This window comes from Caulobacter sp. ErkDOM-C (assembly GCF_048541825.1).
Classification (GTDB): domain Bacteria; phylum Pseudomonadota; class Alphaproteobacteria; order Caulobacterales; family Caulobacteraceae; genus Caulobacter.
Map to the genome: position 1 here is coordinate 275,107 of NZ_CP183332.1, position 19,578 is coordinate 294,684.

Annotated in this window: 20 protein-coding genes; 11 read left to right on the plus strand and 9 right to left on the minus strand. The window is 68.6% G+C overall.

Features of this window, described 5'->3' with window-relative positions; translation table 11 throughout:
- The first annotated feature begins 73 nt into the window (after positions 1–73).
- The gene (locus tag ACN2C8_RS01290) at positions 74–235 is read left to right on the plus strand and encodes a hypothetical protein (protein WP_419254003.1); all 162 of its coding nucleotides are present in this window, start codon (positions 74–76) and stop codon (positions 233–235) included.
- Here the strand turns inward: ACN2C8_RS01290 and ACN2C8_RS01295 are convergent.
- The 4 genes from ACN2C8_RS01295 to ACN2C8_RS01310 all read right to left on the minus strand — a co-directional run bounded on the left by ACN2C8_RS01295 (position 228) and on the right by ACN2C8_RS01310 (position 4,018).
- A complete protein-coding gene (locus ACN2C8_RS01295; protein ID WP_419254004.1) occupies positions 228–1,370 on the minus strand; it encodes an acyltransferase family protein in 1,143 nt (380 codons plus the stop codon). The genes ACN2C8_RS01290 and ACN2C8_RS01295 overlap by 8 nt on opposite strands.
- A 60-nt stretch (positions 1,371–1,430) precedes the next feature.
- On the minus strand, positions 1,431–2,525 hold the full coding sequence (locus tag ACN2C8_RS01300; RefSeq protein WP_419254005.1) for an endo-1,4-beta-xylanase: 1,095 nt from the start codon (positions 2,523–2,525) through the stop codon (positions 1,431–1,433).
- Positions 2,522–3,358 carry a WecB/TagA/CpsF family glycosyltransferase gene (locus ACN2C8_RS01305; RefSeq protein ID WP_419254006.1) on the minus strand — a complete coding sequence of 279 codons (837 nt, stop codon included), beginning with the start codon at positions 3,356–3,358 and terminating at the stop codon, positions 2,522–2,524. Before ACN2C8_RS01305 ends, ACN2C8_RS01300 begins: the two co-directional genes overlap by 4 nt.
- A gap of 210 nt (positions 3,359–3,568) precedes the next feature.
- The gene (locus ACN2C8_RS01310) at positions 3,569–4,018 is read right to left on the minus strand and encodes a biopolymer transporter ExbD (RefSeq protein ID WP_419254007.1); all 450 of its coding nucleotides are present in this window, start codon (positions 4,016–4,018) and stop codon (positions 3,569–3,571) included.
- A 222-nt stretch (positions 4,019–4,240) separates the two neighbouring features.
- Here ACN2C8_RS01310 and ACN2C8_RS01315 point away from each other — a divergent pair, with 222 nt between their 5' ends.
- On the plus strand, positions 4,241–5,272 hold the full coding sequence (locus ACN2C8_RS01315; protein WP_419254008.1) for a WD40 repeat domain-containing protein: 1,032 nt from the start codon (positions 4,241–4,243) through the stop codon (positions 5,270–5,272).
- Positions 5,273–5,279: 7 nt separating this feature from the next.
- Here ACN2C8_RS01315 and ACN2C8_RS01320 read toward each other — a convergent pair whose 3' ends face one another.
- On the minus strand, positions 5,280–5,942 hold the full coding sequence (locus ACN2C8_RS01320; protein ID WP_419254009.1) for a nitroreductase: 663 nt from the start codon (positions 5,940–5,942) through the stop codon (positions 5,280–5,282).
- Positions 5,943–6,040: 98 nt separating this feature from the next.
- Here ACN2C8_RS01320 and mtgA point away from each other — a divergent pair, with 98 nt between their 5' ends.
- Positions 6,041–6,730: a monofunctional biosynthetic peptidoglycan transglycosylase gene (gene mtgA, locus ACN2C8_RS01325; protein ID WP_419255776.1), complete on the plus strand. Its 690-nt coding sequence runs from the start codon at positions 6,041–6,043 to the stop codon at positions 6,728–6,730.
- Between the two features lie 27 nt (positions 6,731–6,757).
- Positions 6,758–7,306: a GNAT family N-acetyltransferase gene (locus tag ACN2C8_RS01330; protein ID WP_419254010.1), complete on the plus strand. Its 549-nt coding sequence runs from the start codon at positions 6,758–6,760 to the stop codon at positions 7,304–7,306.
- Positions 7,307–7,506: 200 nt separating this feature from the next.
- Here the strand turns inward: ACN2C8_RS01330 and ACN2C8_RS01335 are convergent, their stop codons facing one another.
- On the minus strand, positions 7,507–8,322 hold the full coding sequence (locus ACN2C8_RS01335; protein ID WP_419254011.1) for a LytTR family DNA-binding domain-containing protein: 816 nt from the start codon (positions 8,320–8,322) through the stop codon (positions 7,507–7,509).
- A 70-nt stretch (positions 8,323–8,392) separates the two neighbouring features.
- Between ACN2C8_RS01335 and ACN2C8_RS01340 the strand changes: the two genes are divergently transcribed.
- Positions 8,393–8,944, plus strand: coding sequence for a DUF2306 domain-containing protein (locus tag ACN2C8_RS01340; protein WP_419254012.1), 552 nt, complete (start codon positions 8,393–8,395; stop codon positions 8,942–8,944).
- A 1,188-nt stretch (positions 8,945–10,132) separates the two neighbouring features.
- Entirely contained in the window at positions 10,133–10,831 is a 699-nt protein-coding gene (locus tag ACN2C8_RS01345) for a TetR/AcrR family transcriptional regulator (RefSeq protein ID WP_419254013.1), read from the plus strand.
- A gap of 14 nt (positions 10,832–10,845) precedes the next feature.
- Here ACN2C8_RS01345 and ACN2C8_RS01350 read toward each other — a convergent pair whose 3' ends face one another.
- Positions 10,846–11,442, minus strand: a complete 597-nt coding sequence (locus tag ACN2C8_RS01350) for a DNA-3-methyladenine glycosylase I (protein ID WP_419254014.1) — start codon at positions 11,440–11,442, stop codon at positions 10,846–10,848.
- 55 nt (positions 11,443–11,497) lie between these two features.
- Positions 11,498–12,307, minus strand: a complete 810-nt coding sequence (locus tag ACN2C8_RS01355) for a YgfZ/GcvT domain-containing protein (RefSeq protein ID WP_419254015.1) — start codon at positions 12,305–12,307, stop codon at positions 11,498–11,500.
- Positions 12,308–12,416: 109 nt separating this feature from the next.
- Here ACN2C8_RS01355 and ACN2C8_RS01360 point away from each other — a divergent pair, with 109 nt between their 5' ends.
- From ACN2C8_RS01360 to ACN2C8_RS01375, 4 genes are all read left to right on the plus strand, one after another.
- A complete protein-coding gene (locus tag ACN2C8_RS01360) occupies positions 12,417–13,577 on the plus strand; it encodes a glycosyltransferase family 9 protein (protein ID WP_419254016.1) in 1,161 nt (386 codons plus the stop codon).
- A gap of 127 nt (positions 13,578–13,704) precedes the next feature.
- Positions 13,705–14,049: a YciI family protein gene (locus tag ACN2C8_RS01365; RefSeq protein WP_419254017.1), complete on the plus strand. Its 345-nt coding sequence runs from the start codon at positions 13,705–13,707 to the stop codon at positions 14,047–14,049.
- Positions 14,050–14,055: 6 nt separating this feature from the next.
- Entirely contained in the window at positions 14,056–15,288 is a 1,233-nt protein-coding gene (locus ACN2C8_RS01370; RefSeq protein WP_419254018.1) for an RNA polymerase sigma factor, read from the plus strand.
- A 30-nt stretch (positions 15,289–15,318) separates the two neighbouring features.
- Positions 15,319–17,100 carry a feruloyl-CoA synthase gene (locus ACN2C8_RS01375; RefSeq protein WP_419254019.1) on the plus strand — a complete coding sequence of 594 codons (1,782 nt, stop codon included), beginning with the start codon at positions 15,319–15,321 and terminating at the stop codon, positions 17,098–17,100.
- A 94-nt stretch (positions 17,101–17,194) separates the two neighbouring features.
- Here the strand turns inward: ACN2C8_RS01375 and ACN2C8_RS01380 are convergent, their stop codons facing one another.
- A complete protein-coding gene (locus ACN2C8_RS01380; RefSeq protein ID WP_419254020.1) occupies positions 17,195–17,893 on the minus strand; it encodes a lysoplasmalogenase in 699 nt (232 codons plus the stop codon).
- Positions 17,894–18,030: 137 nt separating this feature from the next.
- On the opposite strand from ACN2C8_RS01380, the gene ACN2C8_RS01385 reads away from it, so the two are divergent.
- The gene (locus ACN2C8_RS01385; RefSeq protein WP_419254021.1) at positions 18,031–19,572 is read left to right on the plus strand and encodes an acetolactate synthase large subunit; all 1,542 of its coding nucleotides are present in this window, start codon (positions 18,031–18,033) and stop codon (positions 19,570–19,572) included.
- The last annotated feature ends 6 nt before the right edge of the window (positions 19,573–19,578 follow it).

The following is a 19,578-nucleotide window of genomic DNA, read 5'->3' on the forward strand; positions in this document are numbered from 1 at the left end:
GCCTTGCGATCCTTCCTCCAGAACACCGGCGTTCCGAGCCAAATTGGAACGCCGGCTTCGAGGAGCGGGGAAGATGACGAAGATTCTCGACGCAACCGGTCGTGTGGCCACGGGTCTGGGCCTGGCCGCCAGCGTGCTGGTGTGGCTGCTGATGCTACCGCTTTGCGCGGTGGCCTTCGTGCTGGCCTCGGCTTTCGGGCCCCAGACGGAACGTCAGGCTCGGGAAGCTAGCTGACCGCCTCGGCCGCGCGGTCCGGGGGGATCCGCGCGGCGTTCGACTCGGGCGTGCGTTTCGGCGTGACCCAGGGCTTTAGCTTCTGGGCGGGTGTGAAGACGAAGCGATAGCTGAGTTCGGCGAAGATCCACGACAGGGCGACCACGAAGGGCAGGGCCTGGAGCTGGGTGATCCGGGGGGCGTTCTCGATGATGCCCGTGAAGCCCACGATCATGCCGCCCAGGGTCAGGGCCAGCATGTGCCAAAGATAGGCGGCGTAGGAGCGCCGACCCATCCAGCGCAGCGGCGCGATCTCCAGAAGCTTGACCAGACCGCCCAGTTGCGGGGCGACGACCAGCGGCAGGACGATGCCGACCAAGGCCAGGCCCTGCACCGAATAGCGAAGGGTTTCGCGGAAGATCGGATCCCGATAGGCTAGGGACGCCAGCATCAAGGCGCAGCCGGCCCCGAAGACCAGCCAGGCGCGCCGCTTGACGAAGTCCATGGCTGCAGGCCAGGCGCGGTCGATGACCGCGGCCAGACAGCCCCAGGCGATCGAGTCGATCCGGCTCTCGGTAGCCTTGTAGGTATAGACCTCGGGCATCTGCAGCACGGTCAGGGCGTAGGTTCGCCAGACGGCCGCTCCGATGATCGCCACCAGAAACAGTACCGCCATGCGACGCGGAGCAAAGCCGCACAGCAGCAGGGCCAGCGGCATGACGAGATAGAAGTGCTCCTCGACCGCCAGCGACCACAGGTGTCCCGTCACGGCGCAGCTGGCGCAGTCACCCATCCCGCTGATGATGTAATAGTTGGTCCAGTAGGTCAGGCCGGCCAGGGCCTGCAGGGGCTGCATCGGCTGGTTCAGCAGCGGCCCGACAATGAAGGTCAGGACCAGCAGCAGCACCAGCATCTCGGGCAGCAGGCGCAGGGTCCGACGACCGTAGAAGCGCAGCAGGTCGACGCCGCCGTTGGCGTCGCGCTCGGCCCACAGCAGGCGGGTGATCAGAAAGCCGCTGATGAAGAAGAAGATGGTCACGCCCATCCCGCCCGGGATCAGGTCGCCCAGGCCCACATGGCCCAGGATCACCATGCTGACCGAGGCCGCTCTCAGCCCGTCCAGGCCGGCGACATAGTCCTTGTGATGACCGCTCATGGGCGACCCCTCCGCGTAACGTGCGGTCGAGGCTAAAGCCCTAGTCTTAAAAAACCGGGATCAGCGGCCCTGGAGGACGTCGACCAGGGTCCAGAACGTTTCCTTGGGCCGGCCCATGTCGTCAAACAACAGCGGCTGGTCGGTCTTGTCCTTGACCCAGCTGGCGTTGCGCAGCCACGAGTCGGCGTCGCGGACGCCCCAGATGGTGAAGGCGAACTGCTGCTTTTCGGGCAGGGCGACGAAGGATTCCAGGGCCTCGCGATAGAGGCGCAGCTGGCTGGCCTGCTTGTCGGCCCGCGACTTCAGGCTGACGCCTTCGGTCTGGAACGAGACATCGATCTCCGACAGGTGGATCGGCAGGCCCAGGCTGGCCAGATCGCGCATCGCCTCGGTGATCTTGCCCGGCGGCAAGTCGACGTCGATGTGGGTCTGGTTGCCGATGCCGTCGATCTTCACGCCGCGTTTCAGCATGTCCTCGATCAGCTTCAGGAAGGTCCGCCGCTTATGCGGCTTGCTCTCCAGATGGTACTCGTTGACGAACAGCAGGGCGTCGGGATCGGCGGCGTGGGCCTCTTCGTGGGCCCGGATGAAGTGCCCCTCCTGGCCCAGATTCTCGGTCCAGAACGATTCGCGCAGGGAAACGCCATCGTCGGCGACCGGCTCGTTGACCACGTCCCAGCTGCGCGCCAGGCCCTTGTAGCGACCCGCGACTGCCTGGATGTAGCTGGCATAGGCTTTGTCGAAGGCCCGCTTGTCGCCGACCAGTTTCTGGAAGGCGACCGGCTTGTCGATGTACCAGATCAGGGTGTGGCCATGCAGGGCCTGGTTGTTGGCCTTGCAGAAGTCGGCGATGCGATCACCGCCCTCGAAGCGCAGGGAGCCATCCTGTTGCAGGATGTACTCCATCTTCATCTCGAAGCCGGCGGTGATCTGCGAGAACTGGCTGCTGGCCGCAGCGTCGAAACCAGGGCGGCCAAACTCGTCCGAGACGATCTCCGTCCCGATCCGGAACGGCGCCAGGTCGCGCAATAATGGCACAGGTCCGTTGCGGACCGGCGAGGCGGGATCGGCCGAAGCGCCCTTGCCGCAGGCGGCCAGCGCCAGGGTCGAGGCCAGCAGCGACCGTCGTGACAGTCGTCCGGCCGCCGGGATCATCGCAGGACGCCGCGCGGTTCGGCGGCGGTGACGGGCGAGCTGACCTGGCCCGCTGCGACGCCAAGGGCGAGGACGGCAAACAGCATGGCGCATTCCGCATAACGCACGGCCAGGCGACGCGGGTCGTTGGCCAGGCGCCAGAACCATTCCAGCTTGCCGCGCTGCATCCATCGCGGGGCGCGATGCGCCTGGCCGGAGATGAAGTCCAGGGCGGCGCCGACGCAGATGAAGCCCACGCCCGGGCAGCGGGCGGCCAGGGCGTCGGCCAGGATCTCCTGCTTGGGCGCGCCCAGCGAGACAAAGCAGATGCGGGCGTCGGAAGCGTTGATGCGCTGGGCCATGGCGTCGAGATCCATGGCGGCCAGCATGGCTGGCCCGTTGCCCGCAGGCAACATCGGAGCTTCAGCGCCCGCGATCTTCAGGCCCTGGAAGCGCTCGGTCAGCTTTTCCAGCGCGCCGGCCTGGGCCTTGGGGCCGGGGCCGACGAAATAGACGCCCAGATTGCGCTCAGCGGCGGCGCGGCACAGGGGCTCGACCAGATCAGCGCCCGTAGCGCGTTCCAGCTTGGCGTTCTTGCGGCCGGCCAGCCACACGACAGGCCAGCCGTCGGCGGTAACATAGGTGGCGCGGCGATAGACGGCCCGGAAGGCGTCATTGGAGGCCAGCTTGACCAGGTGGTCGAGATTGACGGTGAAGAGCGTAAAACCTTCGCCGCGCTCGGCGCGGCGGATCGCTGCGTCGGCGGCGGTATCCAGCGTCGGCAGATTGATCCGAACGCCTTCGATCGAAACGCCTTGGGTGGCGGACGTCGCCTGATTCCACTCGCTGAGCATTCGGCTCTCCCTGGTCTCCGCCTGGGGGCCGCTCCTGTCCGGAAACGGGACGCCCAAGGCCTCTTGGGAGTGACGGTTTCAAACGTCGTGCCGCACGCGACCGCCGGCTCGCCCGGCGCGCGTTTTCTGCTGAGGGGAAGAGCGCAAAGAAAAAGCCCCGGAAGCAGCGCTTCCGGGGCTCTTCGAATTTCAGGCTGTCGCCGAAGATCCTTAGCGGATGTCTTCGTTGATCAGACCGACCTTGTACCAGCCAGCGGTCTGCAGCTGGTTCAGCACGCCCATAAAGTCGGCGTACAGCACGTCGGCGTCGGCGCGGATCATGACGCGCTGGTCGTCTTTCGGGCCGGCTTGGTCCGTCGCGACGAACTTGGCGTCCAGATCGATTTCGAGATTGTCGAGGCTGGTTTGCTTGTCCGCGATGAACAGCGCGCCCGACTTCTGGATCGAGATGAACACCGGCTCTTTCGGCTTCGGGGCGTTGGGCGGCGGGATCGTCGCCGGGGGAAGGTCGACCTTGATCGCGACGGTGGCCATCGGCACCGCGACCATGAAGATGATCAGCAGAACGAGGAGGATATCCACGAAAGGCGTGACGTTGATTTCGGAGTTCTGATTCAGGGAGTAGCGACCACCGCCACCACCAGAGAGTTTAGCCGCCATAGCCTGACTGTCTCCCAAGGGCCGCGTCACTCGCGGTCCCGCAATTGTTAGGTCGCCACGTCTGGCTCAGACGGACGAGGAAGTAAAGCCCGACGTGGCGGCGCTATGGCAACCCCTTTTTGAGTCTTTCTGGCCGAACGGTGTTCGCCCCTGTCAGGGCGCCGGGCCACGCCGGGCGCCATCCGGCTAGGCGCCAGGGCCCTGTCGGGGTATGGCGCGGGCATGATTTTTTCCTTCGACGCCTTTGTCACCGCTGCCCTTTTCGACCGCGACGGTCGCGCCGGCTTCGCCTTGGGCGACGGCACGGTTCGCCTGCAGAGCGAAGGCGGCTATGTCACGATCGAGGCCCATGGCGGCCCGATAGGCGCCGCCGCGCTCAGCGCCGTCGTGCATCCCTCGGGTCAGGGTCTTGTCACCGGCGGCGACGACGGCCGCGTGGTCTGGAGCCGAATCGAGGGGGGCGAGGTGGTCGCCACCGTCCTGGCCGAGGTGAAAGGCAAGTGGATCGAGCATCTGGCCGCCAGTCCCGCCTCGGGCTTGATCGCCTTCACCGCTGGTCGCGAGGCCCATGTGCTGGACATCGCCGATCCCGCCTTTTCCCGGGTCTTCGCCCACGAGAAGACGGTGTCGGGCCTGGCCTTCGACCCCAAGGGTCGGCGCCTGGCCACGGCGGCCTATGGCGGCGCCCAGCTGTGGTGGGCCAGGATCGAGCAGCAGAAGCCGCAGATTCTGAAATGGGCCGGCAGCCACATCGCCGTCGCCTTCAGTCCGGACGGCAAGTTCCTGGTCTCGTCGATGCAGGAGAACCAGCTGCACGGCTGGCGTCTGTCGGACGGCAAGGACATGCGGATGGGCGGCTATCCGGCCAAGATCAAGAGCGTGGCCTTCTTCGACAAGGGCGCCCTGCTGGTCACCGCCGGCGCCAATGGCGCGGTGGTCTGGCCGTTCGCCGGGGCCAGCGGCCCGATGGGCAAGGAAGCCGCCGAGATCGGCTTCTCGCGTGATTCGATGGTGGTCAGGGTGGCGGGTCTCGAAGCCCTGCCGGTCGCTTTCGCCGGCCAGGACAACGGCAAGATCTGGGCGGCGCACATGCGCAACGGCCGGATTGAGACCCTTAAGGCCGAGAAGGGCGCATCGATCAGCGCCCTCTCGGTATCTCCAGATGGTCAACGCCTCGCCTGGGGCGACGAGGACGGCGAGGCGGGCGTGATCACGATCCCGGACATCACCGGTCCGCGTCAGTTCGCGGGCTAGGGTAGGCTCAGAACCCCTTCAGCTCGCCCCACGCCTCGAACTCATCGCGGCGCGAGCGCCAGTTGTTCACCGGCGCGGTCTCGTCGCGATAGCCCAGGGCCATTCCAGAAAACAGCATGTGGCCCTCGGGCAGACCGACATGCTGGTCGACCACCTGGTGATAGTGCGACCAGAATTCCTGGGCGCAGGTGTCCAGGCCGCGCTCGACGGCCAGCAGCATCAGGGTCTGCATGAACATGCCCAGATCGCTCCACTGCGGCGGGCCGCAGCGGCGGTCGACCGAGAAGAACAGCAGCACCGGGGCGCCAAAGCCCTGGCCGTTGCTGGCGAACCATTGCAGGCGAGCAAGCTTGTCTTCGCGCGGGATGCTCAGCGCGCCATAGAGGTCCTCGCCCACCTGGAAGCGCCTGCTGCGCAGCGGCTCCCACAGATTGGCTGGATAGACATCGTATTCGGGGGTGTCGGGCGAGGCTACGCGCTGCAGCATGGTTTCCAGCAGGGCGGCGCGGGGCGCGCCGGTGATGGCCTGAACCCGCCAGGGCTGGAGGTTGCCACCGGACGGCGCGCGGGCGGCGGCTTCCAGAAGCTCGCGCAGCACGGCGGCGTCCACCGGATCGGATTTGAAGGCGCGCACCGACATGCGGCGGTTGACGGCGTCTAGGACATCCATGCCAAAGCTCCCTGGGCAGGTCGATCATGCCCCCGCGACAGGGACGTTGTCAGTCGCTAGCATCCGGCCGCAGCGTCAAGACAAGTCGATTTGGTGATATTCGGGGGCGATCCGTGAAGCTGGTGCGGAATATCTTTCTGGCGCTGTTCATCGTGCTGGTGGCCGGGCCGGTGCTGGCGGTGATCGTGTTCCGCTTTGTGCCGCCGCCGGTTACGCCGCTGATGGTCATCCGCGCCGTCGAGGGCAAGGGCCTGGATCACCGCTGGAAGTCGATCAACAAGGTCTCGCCGGCCCTGCCCCGCGCCCTGATCGCCGCCGAGGACGCCAAGTTCTGCGACCACCGTGGCTTCGACTTCGAGGCCCTGCAGAAGGCCTACGCCAATAACGAGAAGGGCCGGAAGATCCGCGGCGGCTCCACCATCAGCCAGCAGACCGCCAAGAACGTCTTCCTGTGGCCGGGGCGCTCCTATGTGCGCAAGGGGCTGGAGGCCTGGTTCACGGTGCTGATCGAGACCTTCTGGGGCAAGAAGCGGATCATGGAGGTCTATCTGAACTCCATCGAATACGGCCCCGGCATCTATGGGGCCGAGGCCGCCTCGCGGCGCTACTTCGGGATCGGGGCCGACAAGCTGTCCTCCGCCCAGGCCGCGCGCCTCGCCGCCATCCTGCCCAGCCCGCTCAAATGGAAGGCGGTCAAGCCTGGCCCCTATGTGAAAAAGCGCTCGCGCAAGATCACCGCGGCGTCTGGAACCGTAAGACGCGATGGCCTGGCGGCCTGCGTCGTCTGAAGACGAGACGTCAGGGAGGGAAAGATCATGCGCGTCGCACCGGGCCCCACGCTTGAAACCCCGCGGCTCATCCTGCGTCCCCCCGCCCAGGGGGATCTGGAGGGCTGGGCCGAAATGATGGGCGACGCCGAGGCGGCCCGCTTCATCGGCGGCGTGCAGCCCCGCCCTTCGGCCTGGCGGTTCATGGCGGCCATGGCCGGATCGTGGACCCTGTTGGGCTTTGGCATGTTTTCGGTGATCGAGAAGTCCAGCGGCCAGTGGCTGGGCCGGATCGGTCCCTGGCAGCCCGAGGACTGGCCCGGAACCGAGGTCGGCTGGGGTCTGAGCCGGGCCGCCTGGGGCAAGGGCTATGCCGTCGAGGCCGCGACGGCGACCATCGACTGGGTGTTCGATGCGCTGGGCTGGGACGAGGTCATCCACTGCATCGACCCGGAGAACACGCCCTCCCAGAAGGTCGCCGAGCGGCTGGGGTCTTACAACAAGGGACGGGGCCAGCTGCCCGCGCCGTTCGCTGACCACGTCATCGACATCTGGGGCCAGACCCGCGACGAGTGGCGGGCCCGGCGGGGGTCGTAGTGAGATGATTTCCAGCTGAATCATCCTTCGAATCCGCTCTCCCCGGCGAAGGCCGGGGCCCAGATTCAGCCAGAGCGTTTGGGGATGACGCGCCTTCCGACCCTGCCATAACTTCCTCGGCCCAGGGTTCGATCTGGGCCCCGGCCTTCGCCGGGGAGAGCGGAGTTTGGGGCGATGGTTCTGTCCGAAATCATCGAACGTCAGAACCACCCCGCCTCCCTCAGCGCCTTGGCATAGGCCCGGCTGACCGGCGCCTCGACGCCGCCCCGCAGGGACAGGGTCGCCCGGCCATCGCCGCGCCGGGCGTCTTCCACCGCATCCTTTGCCACCCACCAGGAGCGGTGGGTCTGGGCGCCTTCGATGCCTTCCAGCTCGGCGACGGCGTCGGACAGGCGCATCAGGATCAGGTCGTCACCCTTTGAGGTGTGCAGGCGCAGATAATGATCCTGCGCCTCGACGGCCAGGATCTGCGCGCCGCGCAGGCGGGGCGGCAGGCGCTCCAGGAACCGCGGGGCCGGCGCGCCGAGGGCGGCGGCATGGGTCTCGGTCGGCCTGCGCTGAACCAGGAAGTTCAGCCCGGTCATGCCCGCCGTCACGATGAACACCGGGGCCAGATAGAACGGCAGGGCCCGCAGGCGCGGCGGGCCGTGGAACATCAGCTCGGTCACCAGCCAGACGACGACGGTGAACGGCAGGGTGATGCCGATGGCGACCAGGCTGCCATACAGCCAGGGCCGGGCGTCGGCCCGGCCGTCGCGGTCGATCAGCTGGCTGACGCCCGTGCCGACCACCGCCCCAGCCACGCACAGGCCGACCCAGTAGACCATCCTCAGGGGCAGCGGCGCCTGGTCGGATCCGAACGCCCCGATCAGGGCCAGGAACAGGCCGGCGAAGGCCGAGACCAGGAAGCCGCGCCGGGCGTCCGGACTGGTCAGCGCCAGTCGCGAAGCGTGAACGGCGTCGGCCAGCCGTTCACGAAGCAAGGACGGCGACTGACGCAACGACGATTGAGGCACGGGGCGGAGGGCTCCAGGGATGTGGCGTCGACGGCCCCCGTCGATGGAGGGCGTCGTGATGGAGATGAAGATGGCCGAGCAAAACATGTCAATGCGCCGAGCGACCCTGGGCGGCCGTTTGGGCGTTCTGGCCCTGGGTCTTGTCACCCTGGCCATCCTGGCGGCCAATCCCGCCGTGTTGACTGCGCCGCTTCGCGTTCTGGAGCGCGCCGGCTTTCAGCCCCATGCGCTGGACCTGTCGCTGCTGGCCGCCGCGCCGCTGGTCATCCAGCTGCACATCGCCGGCGCCATCACCGCCTTCCTGATCGGCGCGGTGCTGCTGACCGGGGTCAAGGGCACAGGCCTACACAAGGGGCTGGGCTGGACCTGGGTGGCTGCCATGACCCTGACGGCGATCAGCTCGCTGTTCATCCAGACCATCCGCCCGGGCCATTTCAGTTTCATCCACCTGCTCAGCGGCTGGACCCTGATCGCCCTGCCCATGGCCATTTTCGCCATCAAGCGCGGCAAGGTTCGCCAGCATGCGCGCAACATGACCGGCATGTTTGTGGGCGGCCTGCTGATCGCCGGCCTGTTCACCTTCCTGCCCGGCCGCCTGATGTGGCGCGTGTTCCTGGGCTGAGGGCGCGACTTCGCCGCCTCGCGCGGAAAACCGCCGAAGGAATGGGAAGGGCTGCGGAGCGTCCGGGCCTCGCCCGGAGGATGGGATAGTTGAATACCGTTTCGACGAAGACAGACGCTCCGCGTGATCTGCTTCCAGAAGCCTTCGAGGCGCGGGGTTTTAACCCGCTCTCGACATTCGGCCTCCGGCGGGTGGAGGGGTTAGCGACCCCGTCCAGACCGCATGGGCGATTTCAGCCCACGCCTGTTGCGCATCGTGCGGGCGTCGCCAAAGGGCGTTCCCGGCGGTCCCGGTCCGGCTTCAACGCGTCCGGCCCCCGCAAGGACCGATCCGCTCCACCAGACCCTGCCGGGCCTTCGACGACGGCCGACGGACGCTTCCCGCTCGACCACCCCTGACAGCCGCAACGGTCGCCGTACGTGCGCCCTTCCCGTGCTGTCAGGTGAGATTGATTATGCGGGCGGTTTCGGTGCCGAGGATTGGCGCGATCAACTATTTTACAGTGCGTTGATTGGGCTGGGGTTTGTTGCGGAAAGTACGGGGATTGGGGGCGGCGTATCCCCGTACGCCCAGCCCTCTCCCAGAGGGAGAGGGAGGGACCCACGCTTGCGTGGGAGGGTGAGGGGTCACACCGTCAGCCGTGCTGGCGCCCGAAGGCCCTGCCTTGTCCGGAAGGGCTTCGCAAACCCCTCATCCTCCCACGCCAACGGCGCGGGCCCCTCCTTCTCCCTCTGGGAGAAGGGTTCGATCTGGGCGCCCAGCCCAGCTTCGCGCCGAAGGGAGCCAGCCTTATATCTCACGGCGAGACGATCGCCGGTCTGGACAGGTTGCTCAAGGACGGCGCTCCGCGCCGCCGCGGAGCGGCTGGCCGCAGGCCAGTGTTGGCGGACCAACCTGGTCAGACCGGCAAGCTGCAGCCTCCAGGAGATTTAAGGACGAGCGGGACGCGGGGCGTCCGCTTTCGGGAGGGGGCAAAGAGTGCCCTCGACCCTAGTCGGACATTGAACCCCTCTCTCATAGAGAGAGGGGTTCCGAGGTCCCCTAACCAACCCTAGCCGCCGTCCAACACGTCCGCCGCCATCCCCCGTCTCAAAGGTCAACCGCGCCCCGCTCGGGCCTTCCGCCTTGCCACGCTCTCCCGGATGCGCCATCCGGGGACAGCGCAATCAAGGCAGGCATGAGAGTCGAATGACCGCAGCCAAGCCCCGCGCCCGTCCCGGCGGGCGGGGACGACCGTCCAAGGCCAAGGGTCTGGACCTGAAGGAAACCATCCTCGACGCCGCCGAGGGCCTGTTCGCGCGTCACGGCTTCTATGGCGTGACCACCCGGCAGGTGGCGGCTGAGGCGGGCGTCGATACGGCGCTGATCCACTATTATTTCGGGGCCAAGCGCGAGCTGTTCGACGCGGTGTTCCTGCGTCGGGCCGAGATCCTCAACCAGGCGCGCCTGGCCTCGATGGACCTCTATGTAAAAACCCATGCCGGGGCCATGACGGTGGAGGGCGTGATCGAGGCCTTCATCGAGCCGCTGCTGCGGATCTCCCAGGACGGCGGGCGGGGCTGGAAGAACTATTTCGTGCTGGTCGCCCAGGTCAACAACACCCCGGTCTGGGGCGGCGAGACCATGACCCGGTTCTTCGATCCGGTGGTCCATCGGCTGGTCGAGACCCTGAAGGCGGCGCGGCCGGACGCCGACTATGGCGATCTGTACTGGTGCTACCAGTTCCTGACCGGCTCGATGATGCTGGCCCTGTCGGAGACGGGTCGGATCGACTCGCTGTCGGACGGCGAGTGTCACTCCAGCGATCTGGAGGCGGTGCGCCGCCGCCTGTTTGCCTATTGCGCCGCCGGTTTCGAGAGCGTGATCGCCCGCGCCGCCAAGGGGTAGGCGATCGGCAGGGTTCAGCCCTGCCGCGCCATCGCCCGACACGCGTCATGCCGGTAACAGGTCGTCAGGTGGTCGTTGACCAGGCCCGTCGCCTGCATGAACGCATAGACGATCACCGGCCCGCAGAACTTGAAGCCCCTGGCCTTCAGCGCCTTGGCCATCTCATCGCCCAGGGGCGTGCGGGCCGGCGTGCCGGTCTGGCTGGTCCAGGCGCTCTGCACCGGGGCGCCGCCGACCAGGCCCCAGAGCATCTCGCTCAGATCCTCGCCACGCTCGCGCATGTCGAGATAAAGGCGGGCCCCGCCGATCGCCGCGTCGATCTTGGCGTTGGAGCGGACGATGCCGGCGTCGGCCATCAGCCGCGCGCGGTCGGCCTCGCCAAAGCGGGCGACGATCTCGGGGTCGAAATCGGCGAAAGCGGCCCGGAACGCGTCGCGCTTGCGCAGGATGGTGATCCACGACAGTCCGGCCTGGAAGCCGTCGAGCACCAGCTTTTCCCACAGCGCGCGGGAATCGTACTCGGGCACGCCCCATTCGTCGTCGTGATAGGCCTCATAGTCGGGGTCACCCGCCATGCCCTTCCAGGTGGTGCAGCGTTGCAGCTCGGTCATGCGGTGAAGCTTGGCGCAACCGCGCGGTGATTTCCAGAACTTTTCGTGAACGGTCTCAGGCGGCGGGCATCCAGCCGGGCCAGTCGACGCTGACCGGCCGCCCGTCCACGGTGAGGCCGCCGTCCTTGATGCGGTCCAGCCGCAGGCTCGCCATGGCGCGGCCCTCCCGGCCCGACAACACCTCGCCGGCCCGAAGCTCACCGGCCAGCACCTCGGACCCGAAGGCCGGGGCTGGGCCGTCGAAGGTGATCGGCAGCATGCGGGTCTTGATCGTGCCGCGTCGCTTCATGCGGCTGGTGGTTTCCTGGCCGACAAAGCAGCCCTTCTTGAAGTCGATGCCATTCAGCAGGTCGAAATTGGCCTCGATCGGATAGGTCTTGTCGCTGAGCCAGTCGGCCGGACCCGGGACGCCCCGGGCCAGGCGGTGAGTGTCATAGGCGTCCTCGTCCGCCGTCGGGGCGGCGGCCAGGCCGTAGGCGCGGGCGCCCAGCTGCGGCAGGCGCGGGTCGCGATAGAAGCCTTCATCGGCCTTCAGGGTCTCGTCGGCCGGCCACAGGGCGGTGACGGTCAGGTCGCTGGGCCCGAACTCGACCTTGGCCCGCAGGCGATACATCGTCAGGCGCAGGATGATGGCCTCGCGATACTGGGCCGCCACGTCCAGCAGGGCGCCGCCTTCCGTTCCGGCGATGAACAGGTCGTACAGCAGCCGGCCCTGCGGGGAGAGGATGGCGCCCAGGCGCAGCTCGCCGATCGCCAGGGCCTCAACATCCTGGGTGATCAGGCCCTGCAGGAAGGATCGCCAGTCGGGGCCGCTGACGGCGATCACGGCGCGGGAGGTCAGCTGGGCGATGGCGGGCGTCGTCATCCCCTACATGTGGCGTGCGACAGCGTGTCGCGCCAGAGGGGGAATATACGGAAACTTCAGCAGTCATCGTGGGATGCGCCGACTCGACGATGGCCCTATAGATGGGCCGATGACACAGCGGGCCTTCCCGATTCTTTTCATCACCGCCACGCGGATCGGCGACGCCGTGCTGTCGTCGGGCCTGATCCGCATGCTGGCGGATGAAATTCCCAATGCCCGCTTCACCATCGTCGCCGGCCCCCTGGCCGCGCCGCTGTTCGCCCATGTGCCGGGTCTGGACCGGGTGATCGTCATGGAGAAGGGCAAGGGCAAGGGCCACTGGTTCAAGCTGTGGAACCAGGTGCGCCACAAGAAGTGGAGCCTGATCGTCGATCTGCGCGGCTCGGGCACGGCCCTGTTCCTGCGCCGTGACAAGCGGGCGATCTGGAAGAAGATCCCCGGCGAGGTCGTTCACAAGGTGATCGACGCGGCCCGGGTGCTGAAGCTGGAGGGCGCGCCGCCGGCTCCGCATCTCTACATCACGCCTGAGGTCCAGGCGCTGGCCGACCAGATGCTGGCGGCCAAGCCGGGCGAGGTGGCGGGGCCCCTGCTGGCCATGGGCCCCGCCGCCAACTGGGTGGGCAAGGTCTGGCCGATCGAGCGCTTTGCCCAGACGGCCGGACAACTGCTGGGCCCCGATGGCCCGATGGCCGGCGGCCGCCTGCTGATCCTGGGCGGGCCCGAAGACACCCGCATGGTCGAGGAGCTGCGCATGGCCTCGGCGCGCGGTCGCTGCGTGGATCTGACCGGCAAGGTCGATCTGCTGACCGCCTATGCCTGTCTGAAACGCGCCGACCTGTTCATCGGCAATGATAGCGGCCTGATGCACATCGCCGCCGCCGCCGGCACGCCGACCATCGGCCTGTTTGGCCCCTCCGATGAGCGCCGCTATGCGCCCTGGGGCCCGCTGACCCGCGCCGTGCGGGGGCCTCGCGCCTTCGAGCAGTTCCTGGCCGTGGATCCCGACCTGTCGCAAGCCATCCGCCACATGAGCGACCTGCCGGTGGCGACCGTGGTCAAGGCGGCCAAGGCGCTGCTGACCGAGGCGAAGACGGTGGGGGAGGCTCCTCTCGTTGTCGAGGCCGAGCCCGAACCGGTTGCGCCGGACGTCGCGGCCGAGGCCGTCGAGCCGGAGATCATCCTGCCCGCCGCTCGCCCGGTGGAGACCGAGGTCGAGGAGGCCGAGCCGGAGGCCGTCGAACCGCAAGTCGAGAGCGGCCCCAACCCGTAGCCGCGATCCCCGCTTCTGGCGGGCGCCCCCTCGACATTTCTCCCGACCCCCTGTCGAATCCCGCCGACCTCGCGCGTCTGTGCCCTGAAGGCGGCGCGTCGTGCGCCTGCCGGATGGGAGACCCGCCATGAAGTACATGCTGCTGATCTACGAGAACGAGGCCAACTACGCCGGCGAGGCGGGTGAAAAGCTGCTGGCCGACATCATCGCCCAGCACATGAAGCTGGGTGCGGACCTGGCGGCCTCGGGGATCGACTGGAGCGGCTCGGAACTGGCCCCGACCTTCACGGCGGCCACGGTGAGCAAGGACGGCGTGATGCATGACGGCCCGTTCGCCGAGACCCACGAGCAGCTGGGCGGCTACTACATGGTCGACGTGCCCGACCGCGAGGCGGCCATCGCCTGGGCGCGCAAGATCCCGCTGTCGCCCGGCGGCAAGGTCGAGGTGCGACCGACCGGCGGCCCCGGCTAGGCGCTGATGCCCAGGGCGGAGGGTCTCGACCGGGTCGCACGCGAGAGTGGCGGGCGGATCATCGCCGCCCTGGCTGCGGCCTTCCGCGATCTGGACCTGGCCGAGGAGGCCTTTGCTGAAGCCTGCGCCCGCGCGGCGGCGGTCTGGCCGTCGCGGCCGCCAAACGATCCGGCCGCCTGGCTGTACGCCACGGCGCGCCGCGCGGCGCTGGACGCCGTTCGGCGACGCGCCGTTCGGCGGCGTCTCGCGCCCGATCCGCCCGAACCGTCGCCCAGCGTGGAGGAGGCCATGACCGCCGATGAGGCCCTGATCCCCGACGAGCGGCTGCGGCTGATCTTCGTCTGCTGCCATCCGGTCGTGCCGGTCGAGGCGCGCGCGCCCTTGACCCTGCGGCTGGTCTGCGGCCTCAGCGTGCGCGAGATCGCCCGCGCCTTCCTGGTGGCCGAGCCGGCGATGTTTCAGCGCCTGACCCGCGCCAAGCGCAGGATCGCCCAGTCGGGAGAGCCCTTCGAGATCCCCGGACCACAGGCCTGGAACGAGCGGCTCGGCGCCGTGCTCTCGACCCTGGAAGTGGCCTATGGGCGCGCCCATAGCGACGCGGCCGGGGCGGGGCCCCACGCCGGCTATGCCCGCGAGATGCTGGACCTGACGGCGGTGCTGGTCGAGCTCTTGCCGGACGAGCCCGAAGGCCTCGCCTTCGCGGCGCTCGCACGCTACGCCGAGGCGCGGCGGCCGGCCCGGCTGGACGAGACCGGCGCCATGGTGCCCCTGTCGGAGCAGGACCCGGCCCTGTGGCGCAGACCCCTGATCGCCGAGGCCGAGCGCCTGCTGCGTCGCGCCGCTGACCTGGAGCGCCCGGGGCCCCGCCAGTTGCAGGCGGCGATCCATGCGGTCTGGTGCGGTCGCAGCAGCCTGCGGGAGCCGCCGCGCTGGGGCGCGGTGCTGGCCCTCTACGACGCCCTGCTGGCCTGGCGCGATGACGCGGTGTTGCGGCTGAACCGCGCCGTCGCCCTGGCCGAGGTGGCCGGTCCGGAGGCGGCCCTGGCCCAGGTCGAGGGGCTGGATCCGGCCGGACTGACGGCCTTTGCGCCCTTCCATGCCGTCCGCGCCGACCTGCTGGCGCGCCTGGATCGGCCCGCTGAGGCCAGCGCGACCTATGACGCGGCCCTGGCCCTGGATCCCGCCCCCGCCGAGCGGCTGTGGCTGGAACGTCGCCGAGCCGCGCTTGTCATGGATTGAACAGGCGTATGAGGCGCGGGATAAGGGAGGATGGACGGATCATCTCCCAATACCGCGCCCTTCCGCGACGCCCGCTACGCCCCGCGCGCCCTCGATGTCGAACGACGCGGCGATGCGCTGATCCTGCGCAATCCCATGCCCTATTCGGATGCTGTCCAGACGGTGACGGCGCCGCTGGCCCGCTGGGCCGTCGAGGCGCCGGATCGGGTCTGGTTGGCCGAGCGAGAGGGCGAGGGCTGGCGGACCATCACCTATGGTGAGGCCAAACGCCGGATCGAAGCCCTGGCCGGCGGGCTGACGGCCCTGGGCCTTGGTCCCGACAGGTCGCTGCTGATCCTGGCGCGCAACGGCATCGACCATGCCCTGATCGGCTATGCCGCCATGAGTCTTGGCGCAGCCATCTCGCCGGTGTCGCCGCAGTATGGACTGGCCGGCGCCGACCTCTCGCGCCTGGAATTCGCGGTGGCGCGGCTGAAGCCGGCGGCGGTCTATGCCGACGACGCCCAGGCGTTCTCAAGTGCTCTGCAGGCGCCGTTCCTGGCGGGTCTGCCGGTGATCGCCAGCCTCAACCCCCGTGCGACAGATATTCCGTTTACGGATCTTCTCGACGCGCCGCCGGTTGGGTCCGCCTGCCAGCCCGCTGACGTCGCCAAGCTGCTGCTGACCTCAGGCTCGACGGGCAAGCCGAAAGCCGTGGTCTGCACCCACGCCAATATCGCGCTGAACGCCGCCCAGATCGAGGCCTGCTACGCTGATCCCGAGCCGCCGGTGCTGGTCAATTCCGCGCCGTGGAGCCACAGCCTGGGGGCCAACGCCATCCTGCACATGGTGCTGCACCGGGGCGGGACGCTGTATATCGACGCCGGCCAGCCCACGCCCGCGCGCTTTGCCGAGACCCTGCGCAATCTGCGTGAGGTGGCCACCACCTATCACAACATGGTTCCGGCCGGCTGGGGCCTGCTGGTGGGCGAGCTGGAGCGTGATGCGGCTCTGGCGGCAAAGTTCTTCGAGAAGGTCCGTGTACTGCAATATGGCGGGGCCTCGATGGCCCAGTCGATTCTTGACCGCATCCAGGCCGTGGCGGTGCGCACCATCGGCGAGCGGGTCAGCTTCGCGGCCGGCTATGGCGCGACCGAGACCGGGCCGACGGCCTGCAACATCCATTGGCACAACGCCCGCTCGGGCATGGTCGGCCTGCCGACGCCGGGCACGGCGGTCAAACTGGTTCCGGCCGGCGACAAGTTCGAGATCCGGGTCAAGGGCCCGCAGGTTTCGCCAGGCTATCTGGATCAGCCCGAAGCCACCCGTGACGCCTTCGACGAAGAGGGCTTCTACCGCCTGGGCGACGCCGCGCGGCTGGCCGATCCCGAGGACCCTGCTGCGGGTCTGGTGTTCGACGGGCGCCTGGTCGAGAACTTCAAGCTGGCCAGCGGCACCTTCGTGGCTGCCGGCGCCTTGAGGGTCGCGGCGGTGTCGGCGATCGGCGGCGTGGTGTCCGACGCCCTGGTCTGTGGCGAGGGGCGCGATGGGGTCGGGCTGATGCTGTTCATCGACCCCACCGCCGCCGGGCGACTGGGTGATGCGGCCGCCGTGCGCGCCGCGGTGCGCGAGGGGCTGGAGCGGCTGAACGCTGCCGCCAAGGGCGGTGGCAAGGTAGCGCGCGCCCTGATCCTCGACGGCGCCCCGGACGCCGTCTCGGGCGAGCTGACCGACAAGGGCTATATCAATCAGGCCCTGGCCCGTGACCGGCGTCCTGTCGAGCTTGAGCGATTGTTCGCCGAGGCTCCGGATGACGGGGTGATGGTGTTCTGAGCCTTACAAAAACACCGCTCTCCCCGGCGAAGGCCGGGGCCCAGATTCAGCCCGAGCGTTTGGGAATGATCCGGGATGCGGCCTTGGCCAAGCGTCAGGCTCCCTGGGTTCGATCTGGGCCCCGGCCTTCGCCGGGGAGAGTGGGAGATTTTGCCAGCCCCTGCACCACCCCCACGCAGATCAGCAGCTGCCCGAAATAATACAGCCCCCACACGCCTAGCCCGGTCAGGAAATTGTCCGGCAGCGGCCCGGACCGCGCAAAGATCAGCAGGTCGGAGACCACGAACATCACCGCGCCGATCCCGACGCGAAAGCGGTGAAAGCGGCTGGTCCAGGCGGTAGCGGCCATCAGCGACAGGCCCAGGCTGTAAAGCGCCACGCCCGGCGCGCCGGCCCGGTCGGCGGGCAGCAGCCAGGCGATGGTGACGGTGGCCGGGACCAGCACGATGGCCAGGGCCAGCTGGCTGCGCGACAGGCTCGGCCGGCGGTTGCGCAGATAGAGGCCGATGGCGATCAAGTGTCCGGCCAGAAAGGCCAGAGCCCCGACGGTCAGCCCCATGGCGCCCAGCAGCACGTCGCCCAGCGCGCCGAACGCCATCACCGCGACCAGCAGCCAGCCGTCCAGATCGCGCGCCTTGAGGGCCGCATAGACGGCCAGCAGGCTGACGCCCAGGCCCTTCCAGGTGAGTTCGGCGGCCTGCGGCAGGCCCAGTCCCCAGGCGAAGACATAGCTGACCCCGGCCAGGATCGAGGCGATCAGCACCCAGCGGGCCAGAGTGGTGGATTGCGTCATGGTCGTCCCCCCCGCCGGCTCGTTCTGTAGCGAGGCCTCGGCGCGTTCAGACTGCTTCAGCTTGCCGGTGATGCGCAACCACCGTTGGCGCGGCGCCCGAAATGTTGGAAGGAAAGGAATACGGTACGGAGAAGACCATGAACGGCGCGGACGCCCTGATCACCACCCTGGCCGACAACGGCGTCACCGCCTGTTTCGCCAATCCCGGCACCAGCGAGATGCAGTTCGTCGCGGCCCTGGACCGCGAGCCGCGCATGCGCTCGATCCTGTGCCTGTTCGAGGGCGTCGCCACCGGGGCGGCCGACGGCTATGGCCGCATGGTCGGCAAGCCCGCCTGCACCCTGCTGCACCTCGGTCCCGGCTACGCCAATGGCGCGGCCAATCTGCACAATGCGCGGCGAGCCTATACGCCGATCGTCAATGTGATCGGGGACCACGCCACCGATCACCGCCAGTACGATGCGCCGCTCAATTCCGACATCGCGGCGATGGCCGCGCCCAACTCGATCTGGGTCAAGTCGGCCGAGAGCGCCGACCAGGTCGGCGCCTTGGCCGCGCAGGCCGTGGCCGCCAGCTTCGGCGCGCCGGGCGGCAATGCCTGCCTGATCCTGCCGGCCGACAGCGCCTGGAACGAGACCAACGCCGCCGGGCCGGTGATCGAGATCCCGCGCCCGGCCGCGCCGGACGCCTCGGCCGTCGCCGCCGTCGCCGCCGCGATCAAGGGCGCCGCCAAGCCGACCATCCTGCTGGGTTCCAGCGCCTGCGGCGAGGCGGGGATCGCCGCCGCCGGACGCCTGGCCGCCGCGGGCGTCCGCGTGCTGACCGACACCTTCACCGCCCGCCAGTCACGGGGCGAGGGACGGTTCCGACCCGACAAGATGATGTATTTCGGCGAGCAGGCCCTGAAGGACCTGACCGGCGTTGATCTGATCGTGCTGGCCGGGACCAGCCAGCCGGTAGCCTTCTTCGCCTATCCCGACCGCCCCAGCGTGCTGGTTCCGGACGGCTGCGCGCTGGAGACCCTGTGCGGTCGCGAGGTCGATGCGCCTGCCGCGCTGAACGCCCTGGCCGACGCCCTGGGGGCGCCGGCCCACGGCGCGGTCGAGGCCTATATCGAACCGGCCGCGCCGGGCCCCAAGTTCGACGCCTGGGCCATGGGGGCCTCGATCGCCCGGCACATGCCGACCGGCGGGATCATTTCCGACGACGCAGTGACCGCCGGCCTGCCGATCTTCACCCAGACCCGCAACGCCCGCGCCCATGACTGGCTGAGCCTGACCGGCGGGGCCATCGGCCAGGGCATTCCGGTTGCGCTCGGCGCGGCGGTGGCCTGTCCCGACCGCAAGGTGTTGAGCCTGAACGGCGACGGCGCGGGCATGTACACGGTGCAGGGCCTGTGGACGATCGCCCGCGAGAAGCTGGACGTCACCGTGGTGATCTTCGCCAACGGCGCCTATCGCATCCTGGGCATCGAGATGGGCCGCACCGGTGGCGGCGAGCCGGGCCCCAAGGCTTCACGACTATTGGACCTGGGCGACCCGCAGATCGACTGGGTGGCGCTGGCGACGGGTCTGGGGATGCCGGCGCAGCGGGTCGAGACGTCTGAGGCCTTTGACGCGGCCATGGCCGAGGCGATGACGACGCCGGGTCCTCACTTCATTGAAGCCGCGATGCGATAGGCGAGC